Source organism: Reinekea blandensis MED297, assembly GCF_000153185.1.
Taxonomy (GTDB): Bacteria; Pseudomonadota; Gammaproteobacteria; order Pseudomonadales; family Natronospirillaceae; genus Reinekea; species Reinekea blandensis.
In genome coordinates, this window is the sequence record NZ_CH724151.1 from 260,232 (window position 1) to 277,125 (window position 16,894).

At 52.4% G+C, this 16,894-nt stretch carries 18 protein-coding genes; 12 read left to right on the plus strand and 6 right to left on the minus strand.

The genetic code is table 11. From position 1 onward, the window contains the following. Window positions 1–83: 83 nt before the first annotated feature. A complete protein-coding gene (locus tag MED297_RS09790) occupies window positions 84–728 on the plus strand; it encodes a YceH family protein (RefSeq protein ID WP_008044476.1) in 645 nt (214 codons plus the stop codon). Here the strand turns inward: MED297_RS09790 and MED297_RS09795 are convergent. Together MED297_RS09795 and MED297_RS09800 are read right to left on the minus strand one after the other, a co-directional pair. After that, entirely contained in the window at window positions 710–1,255 is a 546-nt protein-coding gene (locus MED297_RS09795; protein ID WP_008044477.1) for a DUF6436 domain-containing protein, read from the minus strand. The genes MED297_RS09790 and MED297_RS09795 overlap by 19 nt on opposite strands. Continuing rightward, entirely contained in the window at window positions 1,227–2,753 is a 1,527-nt protein-coding gene (locus MED297_RS09800; protein WP_008044478.1) for a methyl-accepting chemotaxis protein, read from the minus strand. Before MED297_RS09800 ends, MED297_RS09795 begins: the two co-directional genes overlap by 29 nt. Before the next feature lie 213 nt (window positions 2,754–2,966). On the opposite strand from MED297_RS09800, the gene MED297_RS09805 reads away from it, so the two are divergent. From MED297_RS09805 to MED297_RS09820, 4 genes are read left to right on the plus strand one after another with little or no spacing between them, the layout of a single operon-like run. Then, on the plus strand, window positions 2,967–3,890 hold the full coding sequence (locus tag MED297_RS09805) for a Ppx/GppA phosphatase family protein (RefSeq protein ID WP_008044479.1): 924 nt from the start codon (window positions 2,967–2,969) through the stop codon (window positions 3,888–3,890). Between the two features lie 54 nt (window positions 3,891–3,944). Continuing rightward, window positions 3,945–4,682, plus strand: a complete 738-nt coding sequence (locus MED297_RS09810; RefSeq protein ID WP_008044481.1) for a 5-oxoprolinase subunit PxpA — start codon at window positions 3,945–3,947, stop codon at window positions 4,680–4,682. Further along, entirely contained in the window at window positions 4,666–5,364 is a 699-nt protein-coding gene (gene pxpB / locus MED297_RS09815) for a 5-oxoprolinase subunit PxpB (RefSeq protein WP_008044484.1), read from the plus strand. Before MED297_RS09810 ends, pxpB begins: the two co-directional genes overlap by 17 nt. Next, a complete protein-coding gene (locus tag MED297_RS09820) occupies window positions 5,354–6,268 on the plus strand; it encodes a 5-oxoprolinase subunit C family protein (protein ID WP_008044491.1) in 915 nt (304 codons plus the stop codon). The genes pxpB and MED297_RS09820 overlap by 11 nt, the downstream gene beginning before the upstream one ends. Window positions 6,269–6,310: 42 nt before the next feature. On the opposite strand, the gene MED297_RS09825 is transcribed toward MED297_RS09820, so the two are convergent. Continuing rightward, window positions 6,311–7,648: a TolC family outer membrane protein gene (locus tag MED297_RS09825; protein WP_008044493.1), complete on the minus strand. Its 1,338-nt coding sequence runs from the start codon at window positions 7,646–7,648 to the stop codon at window positions 6,311–6,313. 166 nt (window positions 7,649–7,814) lie between these two features. Between MED297_RS09825 and MED297_RS09830 the strand changes: the two genes are divergently transcribed. The 4 genes from MED297_RS09830 (at window position 7,815) to parE (ending at window position 11,954) form a co-directional block, all read left to right on the plus strand. Further along, window positions 7,815–8,420 (plus strand): NUDIX domain-containing protein, encoded by a 606-nt coding sequence (locus MED297_RS09830; protein ID WP_008044494.1) that lies wholly within the window; start codon window positions 7,815–7,817, stop codon window positions 8,418–8,420. Then, window positions 8,417–8,872 carry a DUF1249 domain-containing protein gene (locus MED297_RS09835; protein WP_086004884.1) on the plus strand — a complete coding sequence of 152 codons (456 nt, stop codon included), beginning with the start codon at window positions 8,417–8,419 and terminating at the stop codon, window positions 8,870–8,872. The genes MED297_RS09830 and MED297_RS09835 overlap by 4 nt, the downstream gene beginning before the upstream one ends. 226 nt (window positions 8,873–9,098) lie before the next feature. Further along, window positions 9,099–9,890, plus strand: coding sequence for a 3',5'-cyclic-AMP phosphodiesterase (gene cpdA, locus MED297_RS09840; RefSeq protein ID WP_008044497.1), 792 nt, complete (start codon window positions 9,099–9,101; stop codon window positions 9,888–9,890). 168 nt (window positions 9,891–10,058) lie between these two features. After that, a complete protein-coding gene (parE, locus tag MED297_RS09845) occupies window positions 10,059–11,954 on the plus strand; it encodes a DNA topoisomerase IV subunit B (protein WP_008044498.1) in 1,896 nt (631 codons plus the stop codon). Between the two features lie 323 nt (window positions 11,955–12,277). On the opposite strand, the gene MED297_RS21260 is transcribed toward parE, so the two are convergent. The 3 genes from MED297_RS21260 to soxR form a co-directional block, all read right to left on the minus strand. Next, window positions 12,278–13,423: an RICIN domain-containing protein gene (locus MED297_RS21260; protein WP_008044500.1), complete on the minus strand. Its 1,146-nt coding sequence runs from the start codon at window positions 13,421–13,423 to the stop codon at window positions 12,278–12,280. 88 nt (window positions 13,424–13,511) lie between these two features. Continuing rightward, window positions 13,512–14,342, minus strand: a complete 831-nt coding sequence (locus MED297_RS09855; RefSeq protein WP_008044502.1) for a hypothetical protein — start codon at window positions 14,340–14,342, stop codon at window positions 13,512–13,514. 343 nt (window positions 14,343–14,685) lie between these two features. Next, on the minus strand, window positions 14,686–15,135 hold the full coding sequence (gene soxR, locus MED297_RS09860; protein WP_008044504.1) for a redox-sensitive transcriptional activator SoxR: 450 nt from the start codon (window positions 15,133–15,135) through the stop codon (window positions 14,686–14,688). Window positions 15,136–15,238: 103 nt separating this feature from the next. Between soxR and MED297_RS09865 the strand changes: the two genes are divergently transcribed. From MED297_RS09865 to MED297_RS09875, 3 genes are read left to right on the plus strand one after another with little or no spacing between them, the layout of a single operon-like run. Further along, window positions 15,239–15,715 carry a VOC family protein gene (locus MED297_RS09865; protein WP_008044506.1) on the plus strand — a complete coding sequence of 159 codons (477 nt, stop codon included), beginning with the start codon at window positions 15,239–15,241 and terminating at the stop codon, window positions 15,713–15,715. Continuing rightward, window positions 15,712–16,269 carry an NADPH-dependent FMN reductase gene (locus MED297_RS09870; protein WP_008044511.1) on the plus strand — a complete coding sequence of 186 codons (558 nt, stop codon included), beginning with the start codon at window positions 15,712–15,714 and terminating at the stop codon, window positions 16,267–16,269. The genes MED297_RS09865 and MED297_RS09870 overlap by 4 nt, the downstream gene beginning before the upstream one ends. Then, a complete protein-coding gene (locus MED297_RS09875; RefSeq protein ID WP_008044512.1) occupies window positions 16,262–16,819 on the plus strand; it encodes a flavodoxin family protein in 558 nt (185 codons plus the stop codon). Before MED297_RS09870 ends, MED297_RS09875 begins: the two co-directional genes overlap by 8 nt. The last annotated feature ends 75 nt before the right edge of the window (window positions 16,820–16,894 follow it).

The window sequence follows — 16,894 nt, forward strand, 5'->3', positions numbered from 1 at the left end:
AGACCTCACACTCTTCGATTATTACCGCCAGCGCTTTGCAGTTACGGTATACTTTGGCGGAACTCAATCAGGCAAGAGGCGTTATGAATACCACCGAACAAGATCAAGCCATTCTGTCCGAACTCGACGCTCGAGTGCTCGGCTGTCTGATGGAAAAACAACTGACAACGCCCGACACTTATCCGTTGACCCTGAATGCCCTGGTGACCGGTTGCAACCAGAAGACCAGCCGTAATCCGGTCATGCAGTTGACCAATGGTGACGTCCTTGGAACGGTAAACAACCTGCGCGATCGCGAACTGATTGAGGTTGATTACGGTTCGAGAGCAGACAAGTACCTGCAGAAGCTAACCCGCAAACTGCATTTTGATAAACAAGACCAGGCCCTATTTGCACTGCTGTTGTTGCGTGGCCCGCAAACGCTCAATGAACTGTTCAGCCGCAGCAAGCGCATGGCAGACTTTCAGTCGACCGATCAGGTTCATGACTGTATCGAGCGTCACCTGGCCAAACTGAACCCGTTGCTGATGACCATTCCACCGCAATCGGGACAGCGCGAAGAGCGCTTTATGCACCGTCTTTGTGGCGAACCGGACTTAAGTCAGTTCACCGTCAGTGCGGAGTCACCCGTCAGCAGCCCGAATCGAATCGATGAGTTAGAGGCCAGAGTGTCGGCACTTGAGCACCAAATCGCTGAACTTCTGGCTCATCAGCGCAACGAGCAGTAGCAGCCCGCAGCGTCCAATGGTGCGTAGTGTTGGCGTATTTCTCCGGTGACGTACGCTTCGACCAGACTGTTGTTGCTGTTGCAAAGCACGCCCTGACTGAAGGGACCGGCATACAACAGCTGCCCTTGAGAATCCAGATACAAAGCCATCGGGGTCGCTGGTATCAGAGCTTGCAATGACGATGGCGCACTTTTCAGCGGCTGTTCAATGAAAAGGGTATCGTCATACTTCTGCTGCATCTCCTGCCAATGTCCCGATGATCCAATATTGCATGGGCATCCCGCTTCCGTAATTCTGATGATCACAGCCTTATCATTCGGCAGCCCTGTAGACACCTGTGACTGCAGGGCTGCCAGATAACCAGCAACGTTTGGATACGCTCCACTCACCCGTCCTGCGTCATCAAAAACCACAGTTTGGTCGTAAAACAACGCAACGAGCGCAGCAAAGACAGTCGCGACCCAAAGCAGGACAAAAAACCAGAGACGACGTCCGGGCTTAGTTTCGGAACTGACTAAGGCTGTCATTTAACTGGGTAAATACCTGTTCGACGTCCCGCAACTCCGTTAACCCCTGTTCAATCAGAGTGAACATATCGGTCGAGTCATGCGAAATGCCGGTGAGTTGCTCCGTCAATGTTTGGTTCTGCTGCATCTGCGTTCTGATTTCGCCGGCCATCCGCTCGTTTGAATCCCTAACAGCATCAATATGCTCACCGAGCGAGTTCATTTTCTGCTGAGCCAGCACGCCATGGCTTCGCGCTTGTTCGATTTCGTCCACAGTCTTCTGCATTATCTGAACCGCTTCCGTCGCACCACCGGCCAGTTGACGAACAATGCCGTCAATGTCCTCTGTGGCCTGATGGGCCCGCGTCGCCAGATTCCGGACCTCATCGGCCACGACCGCAAAGCCGCGCCCCTGTTCACCGGCACGAGCCGCTTCGATGGCCGCATTCAGCGCCAGCAGGTTAGTCTGTTCAGCGATGCCTTGAATCGACGCCACCATACCCGAAATGGATTCCGTGTCCTTATCCACCCGAGCCAACGATTGACTGGTCTGATCAACTAACTGTTGCGACTGCTCTGAACTGCGCAGTGAGTTTGAGGTTGCGGACAGGCTGGCTGTTTTATTGTCGTTAAGGTCTGTTGATGTCTGCTTGAGAAAATCGAAGTACCCGTTCAAGGTTTCAATGCCGTGAGCAACTGTATCCAGCGACGAACTCATCGCCTCGGTCTGCCCTTTCTGATGACTGACCATATCACCGACCCGCCGATACGTTTCCCCCATCGTATTCAGCGTTGTGCGTAACTCCTGGCTGGAGAGAGCAACCTGGCTGACCACTTTTCGTACAGAGGTTAGCAACATGGCATAGCGCTGAACCAGTTCATTGCCATGATCGTCAATGGGCACACTCAAATCAATGACCCCATCATCAGCCAGCATGGCATCGTTGGATTGAATAATGGTTTGCGCCGTCTGCGTGATCGGACGGGTGAGATAAGCCATTAAAATCAGCACAATTGCTTCGACGACAACATACGCCGCGTGAACCACAATGAACATCGGAATACCCACCGCAGCGACCAACTGACTGCCTTCCGGATATAAAAAGACGGCCGCACCGGAACTTTGCAAGACAGAAAAGCCAATGTGATAGACAGCCGCCGCTGCGGCGGCGACCAGAATGGTCGAAATTCTCTGATAAGCGTAGAGAATCGCCAGCATTGTGAAATAGCCAAAGTGAATTTCTATCAGGCCATGAGTCAAGTGCACCTGCAATGTCACCAGTGACATATATGAAAACGCCATGACACCTGCAGAGAGTGCGGAATAGGGAGAAATCCGCTGTACAATGAGCGGGCCCGCGATCAGCAACAAACCAATCACAAACGCCGAAACGGCCTCATCAAATATCGCCCCTAACAACAGACTGAACAAAAAATTCACAAACAAAATAACCGTTGCGATACGCACCACATAGCGGTCGTAGTTCTTGACCAGTTTAAAAAGACGCCCGGACTGCATCAGCTCGCTCCTTAACACACGATTCGATCTCTGATATGTCAAAGCGTAGTTGTTCATTTGCGATGGTGTTGGCAGATATTTGATTTAAAACAACATAAGAATCATCAAACGTCACCGATGCACCGCGCGCTCAGGAGGCAAGTTCCCGCCTATCGCTTGGCTTTTACCCGCATTCTGGCTATATTTCTGGGCAAAGAACAAGATTGCTGACCCATGAGCGCTCCACAGTATGTTGCGGCCGTCGATTTAGGCTCCAACAGTTTTCATCTCGTCATTATGAAAAACGAGAACAATGCCCTGACGTCTGTTGATTGCCGTCGGGAACTCGTGCGTCTGGCTGCCGGCGTAGACGACGGCAAGATCAATCACGAAACCAAAGGGCGGGCATTACGCTGTCTCACCCATTTTCACGATTACCTGCGTTCTTTTCCCTCCATTCAGGTGTCCGCCGTCGGCACCAGTGCCTTTCGGAAAATTCACAAAGATTCCAACTTTCTGAAAATGGCCGAGGCCGCACTTGGCCAGCCCATACGCATTCTCAGCGGCGACGATGAAGCCCGGTACATCTACCGAGGCGTGTCTCAGGGTCAACCAGAACAAAGCCGGTTTGTGCTCGACATCGGAGGTGGCAGCACTGAGATCATCGTAGGCCAGGGCCGGGAGCCGAGCGCGGTGGCCAGCCTCGAACTGGGCTGCGTCACCCTGACTTCCGCCTTTCTCGATTTCGATCCATTGCCTCAAAACCAGTTAAACGCCTGTATGAACTACGTGGATGAGCAGCTCGACACCGTAGCGGATCGCTTTTCGGGGCTCAGCTGGGAAGACGCCATGGGATCGTCCGGAACCATTAAGGCGGTCAGCTGGGCGATGCATAATCTGGGCATTGCCGAAGAAGGCATTATTGAACGTCAACAGCTGGATCGGCTACTGCCAGTGCTGACTCAGGCGGGAAATCAGCAACAGTTATCGCACCTTCTTGAACTGAACCCACGCCGAATCGCCGTATTCGGGGCGGGCTATATCATCCTGCATCGGATTTTTCATCGCTTTAACATCGACGCCATGCGAATCTCCAACAAAGCCATTCGCGAAGGGCTTATCGAAGAACTCATTGCACCACCCTATACTGTCGACTAACACGCGCAACAATCCATCATCCACTGCAAAGCGGATAAAGGTGATCCATTAACCATGAAGCTCAACTGCGATTTAGGTGAAAGTTTCGGCGCCTGGGCCATGGGGCGGGACGCAGAGGTCATGCCGTTCATAGACCAGGCCAACATTGCCTGTGGCTTTCATGCCGGCGACCCGGTCGTGCTCAACAAAACACTGGCACTTGCAGCGGAACACGGCGTCGCGGTCGGCGCCCACCCGGCTTATCCTGACTTAAACGGCTTTGGCCGGCGCAGCATCCCCATGTCCGCCAACGAACTGAGGCAACTGCTGCACTATCAGATCAGTGCCATCAGTGGCATGGCGCGCGTTCAGGGATTAACGGTCGACTACGTGAAACCGCATGGCGCCCTCTACAATGACATGATGAAGAACGAGTCGATCCGCACCACCGTCATGCAAGCCGTTGCCGACTATCCAGAGCCGCTGACCCTGATGCTGCAGGCCACGGCAGACCATGAACGTCATCAGCAAGAAGCCAGTCAATACCAGTTACCGCTATGGTTTGAAGCTTTTGCCGACCGTGCTTATCAGGCCAATGGCCGCCTGGTGCCCCGGTCAGAGGCTGACGCTGTGCTGAATGCCGAGCAGATCCTGTCTCGCATCGACAACCTGGTTAACAACCAAACGGTGATCGCTGTCGACGGCACTCTCCTTCGTTTTCCAGTCGACTCGGTCTGCGTTCATGGTGACAACGACACGGCAACACAGCTGATTGCCGACATTCGGGAGCGCATTCGTGCACATCAATGTTAAAGACGCCGGAGAACAGGCTGTCATCCTTTACCTTGATGACGTCCCGACGGAACAATCCATCGGTCAGCTGAAAGTTCTGGTCGAAATCATTCAGGAAGCGCTCGATGACGACCTGATCGATACCATCCCCTCGTATCAAAGTGTTTTGGTGCAGTTCAATCCCTTAACCACGGACCATCAACGGGTGAGTCATCGCATCCAATCGGCACTGGCACAGCGGCGGTACAACCCTCCGGTCCATACCCGAAGTCAAATCGTTCGCTTACCGGTGTATTACGATGTTTCAGTGGGGCCTGATCTCGAACGAATCGCCAGGCACCATCAATGCGAGATCGAGCAGGTCATTGAACGTCACTGCATGAACATCTATCACATCTACGCTATCGGTTTTGCACCAGGCTTTGCCTACCTTGGGCATGTCGATGACGCTATTGCCATGCCACGCCTCGAGCATCCTCGCGCACAGGTGCCGGCCGGATCGGTTGCTATCGCCGATCATCAAACTGCGGTTTACCCCAAAGCGTCACCCGGCGGCTGGAACCTGATTGGTCGCTGCCCCAGCCCGCTGTTTCAACCGCAGCAGGCGCATTCGCTTCCGTTCAGTGTCGGAGACCGGATTCAGTTCATGCCCATCAGCCAACAGGAGTTTCTGGACCTGGGAGGATCACTGGATGACGTTTAGCGTTGTGAAAGCCGGTCCACAGACGACCATTCAGGATGCCGGACGTGCAGGCTACAGCCACCTGGGTATGACCGAGGGTGGCCCTATGGATGTCCGCTCCTTTGTCATTGCCAACAAACTGGTCGGCAATCCCGACCATCTCGCCGGGCTGGAAGTCACCCTCGGTGGTTTGGAACTGATCTGTAACGCACCGACAACCCTTGCCGTCACCGGCGCTTATTGTCCTCTGCTGATTAATGGCAAACCCAGACCTCTGTGGTGCAGTCACCGGGTTGAAACCGGCGATCGCATTGAGTTGGGGTTTGCCGCCTTAGGGGTCAGAGCTTACGTGGCGTTTACCGGAGGGTTGATGTCTGAAAGCTGGTATCACAGTCAATCCGTCGTGGTACGCGAAGGGTTGGGTCGAGCCCTGCAGAACGGTGATGACCTGACGGTTCAGGAAACGCACCCAGCTCCCTTACGACAACTCAAATTTCATCAACAACCAAGCTTACGCAAATGGGCGACCCTAACCTTCGTGCCGGGGTTTCAATGGCAACACATCCCTGAGCACAGTCAGACACAGTTTCTCAACAGCGAGTTTCGTGTCTCCGCACGCAGCGATCGAATGGGCTGTCAACTCGACGGGCCCGGCATTGACACCGGTATAGAGCGACTTTACTCGGAAGGGATTTGTACCGGCAGCATACAGGTTACCGGTCAAGGTGTGCCCGTAGTATTGATGCGTGATCATCAAACCATCGGTGGCTATCCTAAGCTGGGGGCTCTGACCACAGCCAGCCAATGCACCCTTGCCCAATTGCCTCAAAACAGCGCATTGCGATTCAAGGCCATTTCCAGCCAACAGGGAATTGAAGAGTTCAGAGCATTTAATGCAGGGTTAGCCGCATTGAGTTTTGCATAAAAAAACACCCGCCTCTTGCCAGAGACGGGTGTTTCAGGCGACTCAGTTAACCAGGTATTGTTCGATACTGTCCAGATCGGCAATCGACAATTGACCAGCGGCCTGCTTCAGACGCAGCAGATTCAGCAAATAATCGTAGCGGGCATTGTTCAATGCGTTTTGTGCACTGAATACGGCCAGTTGGGCGTTCAACACTTCAACAATGTTCCGTGTACCAACGTCGTAACCTACGGTCGTTGCCTGTAAGGCACTCTCACGAGATTCGAGCGCCTGGATTTGCGCGTCGACATTCTCGGCATCGGCCCGAACCGTTCGATACAGGTTAGCGACCTGCACAGCGATGTTGCGCTTGAGCATTTCGATGTTCTGCTCGGTAATGTTGTTGGTAATGCCCTGTTTAGCGATACGCGCCTGGTTGGCTCCACCGCTATACAAGTCCATTCCGATTGAAATGCCGACACTGGCGCTCCAGTTTTGTTCGTTGTCGTTCCCGACAGGATCAGAGCCGAACACATCGGAATAGTCGAGCGAAAACTGACCTCCGACACTCGGTAACAGACGCTCTCGTTCAGCTTTCAGCGTCAGCTCACCAACTTCCAGGCCTTTCTGGGCCATCAGCACTTCGGGGTGATTAGAAACGGCGAAATCGACCCATTTCTGCTGACCGCTCTCAGCCGGTGCGTCCACAGGAACGTTTTCCGAGATGCTCATCACGCCATCCGGCACCGATCCAGTCAGGGTATAGAGATCCTGTAACGCGATGTCGTACTGGGATTCAGCCCGAATTAAACTAACACGGGTTTGGTCGAGTGTTGCTTCTGCATCCAAGACATCGGTAATGGTGACCAAACCCACATCATAACGCTGCTGGGTCTGCTCATATTGGCGATCGACCGCTTCAAGTTGCGCATTCAGGACATCCAGTGCTTCTTTGGCTTTCAAAGCATTGATGTACTTTTCAGCAACGGTCACCAACAGATCCTGTTCAGCCTGAGCCGCTTCCATTTCTTTCAACGACGCATTGACCTTGACCGCGTCATAAGCGGTAAAAGCTGCCAGTACAAAAATATTCTGCTGAACCTGTAACGACGCACTCAGTCGCTGTCGATCAAAATCAAAGGCAAGCGACTCTTCATCGGTTGGCGCCTGGAACGACTCGGTCCCAACACCATAGTTCACCGATGCTGACACCGAAGGCAACACATTGGCAAAGCCACTGGTCACGTCCTGCTGCGCCGACTCAGACTGCAGGCGGGCAATGGCTAGGCTCGGATCATTAGCGACGGCCTGTTCATAAGTTTCCAGCAGCGATTGAGCCGCTACCGCGTGAGTGGTCAGGGTAGCCACGACCAGACTGGCTAATAGTGTTTTTTTCTGCATATCTCCAACTCGGAACTTGCACTCGTAGTGGTTAAAAATCATTATGCCGGTGCCCGGAAACAGGCACTATAATCGACCAGTGGTTTTACTCGCTATTGACCGCGAAGTCTGCGTGAAACAAGCATCGCATAACAGCCCCAAAAGTCATAACTCCCGGAGAAAGCCGATGAAACGAGATACCGACAGCTTCCAGTATCAGATTGAATCCGAACAGCCACTATACCGTGGTTTTTACCATATGGATCAACTGACGGTTGCGCATCAGCGGTTCCAGGGCGGCATGATGACCATAAAACGGGAACTTTTGGACCGCCACGATGCCGTCTGCGTGTTACCGGTTGATCTTGCCCGAGAACAGATCATCCTCATTGAACAGTTCCGGATCGGAGCACTCCGTGAAGATAACCCCTGGCTGCTGGAGCTGGTCGCCGGGCTGATCGATAAAGATGAGCAACCGCAGGAAGTCGCCCATCGCGAAGCGCTGGAAGAGGCCAACATCAGTCTGGGCCGAATGCGCCCGATCACGCGTTACTTACCATCCGCAGGTGGTACCAATGAACGCATTCATCTGTTCATCGCGGAAGCCGACAGCACCAAAGCCAGCGGCGTTCATGGGTTGGATGACGAAGGTGAAGACATTCTGGTGCATACCGTCAGTTTTGAAGAAGCCTTTGAAATGGTTCGCGACGGCACCATCAATAACGCCGCAGCGATCATTGCCCTGCAATGGTTGCAATTAAACCTGGCTGACCTCAAATCTGAATGGCTATGAGACGATATATCCCCGATATGGCCAAACAGGCCGCATTGTGCGAAGCCAACTTTGTTCGACTGCAGCGGTTGCTGCAAGGCTTTGACGGCAACCATTTTGAGTTCAGCTGGCAGGACCGGCACAACAATCTCATTGATGTCGACATTGATGTGATCGAACGGTTTAAATACACCACGACCCTTCAACTGACCAAACGACTGCATAAGGTGCCGTCTCCGATGAACACCGTCGAACTGACCGTGCGTTGCTACAGCGATGCCCGCATGGCCGAGGTGGTAACACTCAGCCAGGGTAAACAGTTAGCGGGTATTTATCGCTACCCAAACGATCAGATGTATCAGATCGATGAAAAAGAGCAGGCCAATCACTATCTTGGCGAGTGGCTCAGCCATCTGCTGGCCAATGGAACCTCTCGCCATATCTGGACACCCCAACCGGATCATGAACAATAAAACAGGTATTTAATATCCAACATAAATCTCAAAAATTGTAAGCGCTTTCATTTAATACCCAGTCCTTTCCCGCTCCCAAAGTCCTCGGCCTTTAGCTTGTCCAACTCATCATTTTTGTTCACTTTGTCACGAATACCGGGCCTTTTTGTACTCATCTGATGACTTTATCTACACTCTTTTGTCATACTACTTCGATCTACCCTGTAATAATGGAACGTTAGCGGTAATGCATAAGGCTTTTACTCTGGTCCAGATCACAGATCCGCATCTTCACGCCACCAGTGACGGAACACTGCTTGGCATGAACACTGAAAACAGTCTGAGACTGATCGTGGACAGAGTCGTTAACGAGGTCCCCGAGGTTGATCTGGTCATCGCCACCGGCGACATTGCTCAAGACAGCAGCGTTCAGGCATACCGGAACTTCCTTGAACTCATTCGCCCGATCAGCGCCCCGATGCGCTGGATTCCGGGGAATCACGACTCCCGCGAAAACATGGCGACCGCCGGTAAAGACCTTCAACACGCTGAACCGGTTTATGAACTGGGTGATTGGGTCATCATTCTGCTGGATTCCATCGTACCGGGCCGGGTATATGGCAATCTCGACCCGGATCAGCTTGAGTTACTGCAGAAAACACTCGATAAGTACCAGGATCGGCATGTCTTAATTGGTTTCCACCACCATCCGGTGCCTATGAAAAGTCGCTGGATTGATCAAATCGGAGTGCGCAACCGCGAATCCTTCCAGGCATTGGTTAACCACTACGACAACATCCGAGCCGTGGTTTGCGGTCACGTTCATCAGGACAGCGATCAGGTGATTAACGGCATCCGATACATTTCAACGCCGTCAACCTGTGTCCAGTTCCTGCCAAAAAGCCAGGATTTCGGCATTGATTCACTCGGTCCGGCTTACCGAACACTGACTCTCCACCCTGACGGCCAGCTGGACACCACCATTTCCCGCATTGATGGCGTCGACTTTGAAATCGACTACTCGCAAAAGGGCTACTAACGCCGAGCACTGGCCGACGTTAACACTGTCACCCCGGTATCCAGCATAAAACCAACCCGGTATTCTTCATGCCGTGTCATCGCTCGTGACGCTCGCAGCGAGCTGCGGTTTCCGTTATTCTAACCGTATTGTTTTTATTAGCTTTTTTCTTAAGAGGCCCACTCCCCGATGAGCCAGAACAACTATTCAGCGGAAGCCATTGAAGTCCTGAGCGGTCTTGATCCGGTCCGAAAACGACCGGGCATGTATACCGATACCACGCGGCCGAACCATCTGGCCCAGGAAGTCATCGACAACTCGGTGGACGAAGCCCTCGGCGGTTACGCGGATCAGGTCGATGTCATTCTATACAAAGACGGCTCCCTCAGTGTTACGGACAACGGTCGCGGAATGCCGGTTGATATCCACCCTGAACATGGCATTCCGGGTGTCGAGCTGATTCTGACCCGCCTCCATTCCGGCGGTAAGTTCTCCGGTAAAAACTACCAGTTTTCGGGCGGCCTGCACGGTGTCGGGGTCTCCGTCGTAAACGCTCTGTCCGAAGTGCTGGAAGTGTCGGTCAAGCGTGACGGTAAAATCCACCGTATGGGCTTCAAAGGTGGTGAAAAGGCCATGGATATGGAGGTCGTCGGCGAATGCAAGAAGAAAGACACCGGCACCACCGTTCGCTTCATGCCCGACGCCAGCTATTTTGATACCGGTAAGTTCCTGGTCAGTCGGCTCAAACACGTGTTACGCGCCAAGGCAGTTTTGTGCCCCGGCTTACGAATCAATTTCATCAATGAAGAAAAGGATGAAACCGACACCTGGTTCTATGAAGACGGCCTGCGCGATTACCTGACATCGACCACCTCTGCCTACGAAACCCTGCCTGAAGAGCCCTTCACCGGATCATTCTCCAGTGACGAGGAAGCCGTCGACTGGGCGGTGCAATGGCTACCGGAAGGTGGCGAAGGCTTATTTGAAAGCTACGTCAACCTGATCCCGACACCTCAGGGCGGAACTCACGTTAACGGTTTGCGGCAGGGGATGCTGGAAGCGTTGCGCGAGTTCTGTGAATACCGAAACCTGCTACCTCGAGGCGTAAAACTCAGCCCGGAAGACGTTTGGGACAAGTGCTCCTATGTTTTAAGTTTTAAAATGCAGGATCCGCAGTTTGCCGGCCAGACCAAAGAGCGCCTGTCCTCTCGTCAGGCATCGGCCTTTATCTCCGGCGTGGTAAAAGATGCCTTTGCCCTATACCTAAACCAACACACCGACATTGCAGAGCTGTTAGCCGAACTGGCTATTACCAACGCCAATGCTCGCATGCGCAAGGCGAAAAAAGTTGCCCGTAAAAAAGTCACCACCGGGCCGGCATTGCCGGGTAAGTTAGCGGATTGTTCCGGCAACGACGCCATGCGCGGTGAGCTGTTCCTGGTGGAAGGTGACTCCGCCGGTGGTTCGGCAAAACAGGCACGGGATCGTGAGTTTCAGGCCATCATGCCGCTGCGCGGTAAAATCCTGAACACCTGGGAAGTCGACAGCAGTGAACTGCTTGCCAGCGACGAAGTCCACAACATTGCCATCGCACTCGGAGTCGACCCGGACAGTGAAAGCGTCGAAGGTTTGCGCTACGGTAAAGTTTGCATTCTGGCCGATGCCGACTCCGATGGTCTGCACATCGCGACACTGTTGTGTGCCTTGTTCGTCCGTCACTTCCGCAAACTCGTTGAAGATGGTCACGTTTATGTCGCCATGCCACCGTTGTATCGGGTGGATATCGGCAAAGAAGTGTTTTATGCACTGGATGATGATGAACGCGAAGGGATTTTGAATCGCCTGAAAGCTGAAAAGAAAAAAGGCAAAATACAGATTCAGCGCTTTAAAGGTCTGGGTGAAATGAATCCGCTGCAATTGCGGGAAACAACCATGGACCCGAACACTCGACGCCTGGTGCAGCTCACCATCGAAGAAGGTGACCAAACCATGGAAATCATGGACATGTTGCTCGCCAAAAAACGCTCGGGCGATCGAAAAATCTGGTTAGAAAGCAAAGGTGATCTGGCCGAAATTGAGGTTTAGTCCGTTGCCGATTTCAGTGAACGCTTAAACGATAAGCACGTACCTTAAGCAATCTGAAATAAAACAAAACACCATCGGAAAGTCGTCAGTAGAAAGCCCTGGCGGCTTTTTTATCCCTAAAAAATCAATGAGCTAGTTTAAAAAAAAGCAAGTCATTCGATACACCCTAAACAAAAAAGGCAGCGAACTCGCTGCCTTTTTTTTGTCGGTAATCTTCCAAAAAAACTTCACATATAAAGTCTAAGGCATTACCTATTTTGGCTACAGAGGTTTCACTTGGTGCAAAACAGGGCGCTTAGATTTCAGCGCCCTATTTCTTACCCTTAAGGCTCCAGATAGAAGCGCTGGTTGTCATTGCCATGACAACCCCACTGATAGATGTTGCTGCCATTGGTGCCATTCTGCACATCCAGACAAATGCCGCTGTGCTTGAAGCCAAACTGGTAAACATTGTTAAACAGGTTGTTCGGCCACAACTTTTGGCTGTCGACATTCAGACAATCCCACTGATGCGAGTTGGCTCCGTGCGAAACAGACCCATCCTGAATATCCAGGCATTTGCCGCTGTTTACGTTCTGCAGTTTCCAGTAGCCATTGCCGCCATCCAGAATACGCCAGCGCTGGTTAGCACCGCCATGGCAATCCCACTGCATAATGTTACCGCCGTTGGCTTTCGACCAGCCGCCAACTTCCAGACAACGATTACTGTGCAAAGCGCGTAACTTATAAGTAACTTCGTTTTGCACTTCCGGGAAAAAGCCGGCAATTTCATTTTTCACGTTGTTGATAGCGCGAGTTGCATGTGCTTCCTGAGGCTGCCCAACCGGCACACCACATGGGACACCTCGGCAGTTGGTGTTCGGGTTAGAGAAGGTAGGTGCCCAGCTGGTGCCAAACGCTTGTGGGTACGCCATGGTTGAGGCAAAGACACCATCTACACCATGCCCCAAGGCATAACCCCAACGAGCACCGCCCGTGTTACCTTGGCGACGGGAGTGGTTCAGGCCCATATTATGGCCAAGTTCGTGTGCCATAACCTGTGCACCGCAGTCTGGCCCTACCACGTTAAACGCCCAGTTCTTGTCGACAGCCACGTAACCCAGGCCACAGTTCCCCGGCGTCAGGTGAGCAACAAAGTCAGCACCGACATCGGCACGTTTTTGTGCAACGGCTCCGTCCACGCGCAGGTTTGGCAGTATTTCGCCAAAACCATTGCCGGGAATATTAATATACATGGTGCCGGCCAAACGCATCTGAACATCAATGTTACTGTTGCGATAGATATCGTTCATTTGCGAAACCCAACCGCGCATCGCGGTATCAACTTCGCCGTTAAAGTGCTGACGACTCGGCTCGTCATAAGTCACGAGCAAGTCTACGGTTGCCGCCTGTGACACAGAGGCTAATCCGAGCCCCATGGCTCCAACCAAAACACATCGCTTGAGCAGCGACTGAAGCTTAGTACTCATCGTTTACATTCCTTATTTTTTTCCGTTTTTTTTAGCAGTGACGATTCCTCGCCCTTCAGGTTGCTAAGCTGAAAGACGTACAACGAGGTTACGAGTCCGAATGGTCGTGATCGGAGTCGAGCATATCCGGGGTGACTTCAATGGGTTCATCCCCTCCGACAAACAGCGTCGAACTGTCAACAAGCCATCCGTCTTCTCCGTTGGCCTGCAGGCTATAGAGTGCTTGCGGCGTTGATATACCACCGACGATCAGATTACTGCCTCGCGTGATCGTGATCGTGTTCGGGCTATCCAGGCCATCGAGGTATCCTTTCCAGGTCACACTGCGTCCTTCGTCTTCACTGATGACGTCCGTGATATGGGCAGTAAAGGTCCGATTCAGTTGTTGAATCGTGACTTCCAGAGTGTCGCCATGCACCAGAGATTCGATTTTCAGCGGATCGATTTTGATAAACTCCCGACCATCCAACTCCTGTTCTCGGGTCAGGTTCAGAGAGTCGGGCGCTTCATCTACAGTCGTCCAAGCCGAATCGGCTTTGCTGGCTTCCCAGATCTTATCGGCCTGAACCTCTTGACCGTTTCGCCGCGCACGGACGGTTGATATTCGATCGGAAAAGGTTGCGTAATCCGGGTTAACATCAGGCTCAGTCAGAATGCTGGCCAACGAACGGTCTGCGATGTCATTCGCTTCATCGACCACCGGCATGGTTGATTGCTGAGCTTGGGTTTTATCGTTGGACTCAGATGATGGTTTTGTTTCTTTAGTGATGACAGTCGAAGACTCTTGCACTGCATCAGAAGAAACCGCCGTCTCGATCTGAGGTGATGAGCTTCTCGTGCCGGACAAATAGAAAATCAGCGAGCAAACCGCGATCAACACCAGGATACTCAGTGAAAAGACTTTGACTTTGGACTGCATAAATTCGACCTGTAGATTGAAATAACAATTGCGCTTCGGTACTCAGGTTACTCCCGTCAAAGTGGTAGACAGGATCAGGGCAACAAAAGCAACTGCAGAGAATAACGTGCATGGACGGGAAGAATATGAAGTGACGCACAAATAATGAAAGCGCTTACATCAGTCGGAAGTTTTTTTCGAACATTAAGACTATTGAGGCGGGCATTGATATCTAACAAGCATACCTTTCGAAAGGATGAAGCAACAAGACACGTTTCTTTTTGAACATGTCATCAATAACAGTCTAATGAACCTGCCGATTGGTATCACCCATTAACCGTGCAGTACGGCACGCATTGGCAGCTCAGGGAGTTCCCTCACGATCCAACAGTACCGGACCGCTGCCCTCTTGGGACAGTTTGTCGTCTGCGTTATACAACGGACATTTTTTCATAGACAGGCAGCCACAGCCGATGCATCCGGTTAAGTAGTCTTTCAGTCGCTCCAGATAACGAATGCGTGCATCCAACTGATCCTGCCATTGCGTCGACAGGCGTTCCCAATCTTGTTGGGTGGGGGTGCGACCTTCCGGTAACGTTGCGAAGGTTTCCCGGATTTCTTCCAGTGATATACCCAACTTTTGCGCCGCCTTAATCACTGAAATCCGACGCAGCACATCGGAGGTGTATCGGCGCTGATTGCCCGCATTTCGATAACTTCGAATTAATCCTTTGCGTTCATAAAAGTGCAAAGCACTGACCGCAACCCCCGCGCGTTGTGCCACTTTTCCGACCGTCCAGTTGTCCGACACCATGCCTCTGAAACCTCTTTGATAAAAAATTTAAAAAAACACTTTACCTCAACTTTAGTTGAGGTTTTAAGCTTTCGCCATACTTAAACAATCTGAGGAATCCATCATGTTACAGCTCGAACACATCAATCTGGTCATCCGCGACCTGAAACGCTCGCTTCACTTTTACCGCGCAGCCTTTCCCCACTGGCATATTCGCTCGAAAGGCGACGGTGAATGGTATGGCAAGCCCAGAACCTGGGTCCATTTTGGTGATGACCATCAGTACATTGCACTCAACGAGTTTGGCGAAGGCAATAACCGTGATCTGACCGGACACCAAGTTGGCCTGGCGCATTTCGCCTTTGTCACCGTTAACCTCGATGCTCTGATTGAGCGCCTGGAATCGGCCGGCTTTGCCATTGCCAACCCCGGTGCAACCGAGCCGCATCGACGCAATGTGTACTTCATCGACCCAGATGGTTTCGAAATTGAGTTTGTTCAGTACCTCAGCGACTCACCCGCTGAACGCAATGCACAGCCCGACAACGTCACTGAGGCCGGGCAACAATATCAGGCCGAGTTGGATGAGGTGGGCGTATGAACATTCTTGCATTTGCGGCCAGTAACTCAACCACCTCGATCAACCAGCAACTGGCGCTCTGGAGTGGTCGGCAGATCGCGAAGGCGGACGTATCAACCCTGGACTTAAACGACTACGAACTGCCTATTTACAGCGAAGCACGCGAGCAGGCAATGGGGACGCCTGAGCAGGTGCTTCAGTTTCTCAGTCGGATTAAATCGGCCGACCTGATCATCATCGGGTTTGCGGAACACAACGGTACCTTTACCGCCGCCTGGAAAAACCTGTTGGATTGGGTCACGCGTACTGAACGTGAATTTTTCGGACAGACAGCGGTACTGGCACTGGCCACCTCGCCTGGTGCCGGCGGTGCCCGTTCCGTGCTGCAACAGGCGTCTCAGTCGCTCCCCTTCTTTGGCGCGGAGGTTATCGATACGATTTCGGTTCCGCAGTTCATGGACGTTTTTGATCCTGATCGTCAGGAGCTCAGGCATGGCAGCGCGCGAACTCAGATTCTGAACGCACTGGCACAGGTATCCTTGAATACCCAGGCAAAGGAGACCGTCGATGCCTGAAGTTATTCTGGTGTATTTCTCTGCTGGTGATGTTACCGGCAAGTTGATGCAAGCGGTTGAATCCGGGCTTCTTGCTCAGAACTGTCAGACCCGGCGTTACCACATTCGTGGTGAAGACATTGTGCGAGGACGTTTTCAGGACAACGACCTTTTTAAAGATTTAGTTCAGTGCGATGGCATTATCTTCGGTTCACCCACCTACATGGGTGGTCCGGCGGCCCAGTTTAAAGCGTTTGCCGATGCCACCAGCGATCTCTGGTCCGATCAATATCTGGCGGGCAAACTGGCCGCTGGCGTTACCAGCGGAACCAACCTCAATGGCGACCAATCGATGACGTTACAGTACTTTGCCACGCTCGCCAGTCAGCACGGGATGCTTTGGGTCAGTTTGGATTGCCCGCATGACGACGCAAACCGGTCACTCAATCGACTGGGAACTCAACTCGGTGTCGCCGCGCAAACGCTCACTCAGGATTTGCATGAGATGGACCGAAGCACAGCCCTCGCTCTGGGTGAACGTTTTGGCAAGCTGTTAAACCGATGGAAATAACCACTGATCGCCATGAGGATCAGCAGCATTCCCTTGCCAGATTGGGCAACTGAAAAATACTCAGGCTCCGGTATG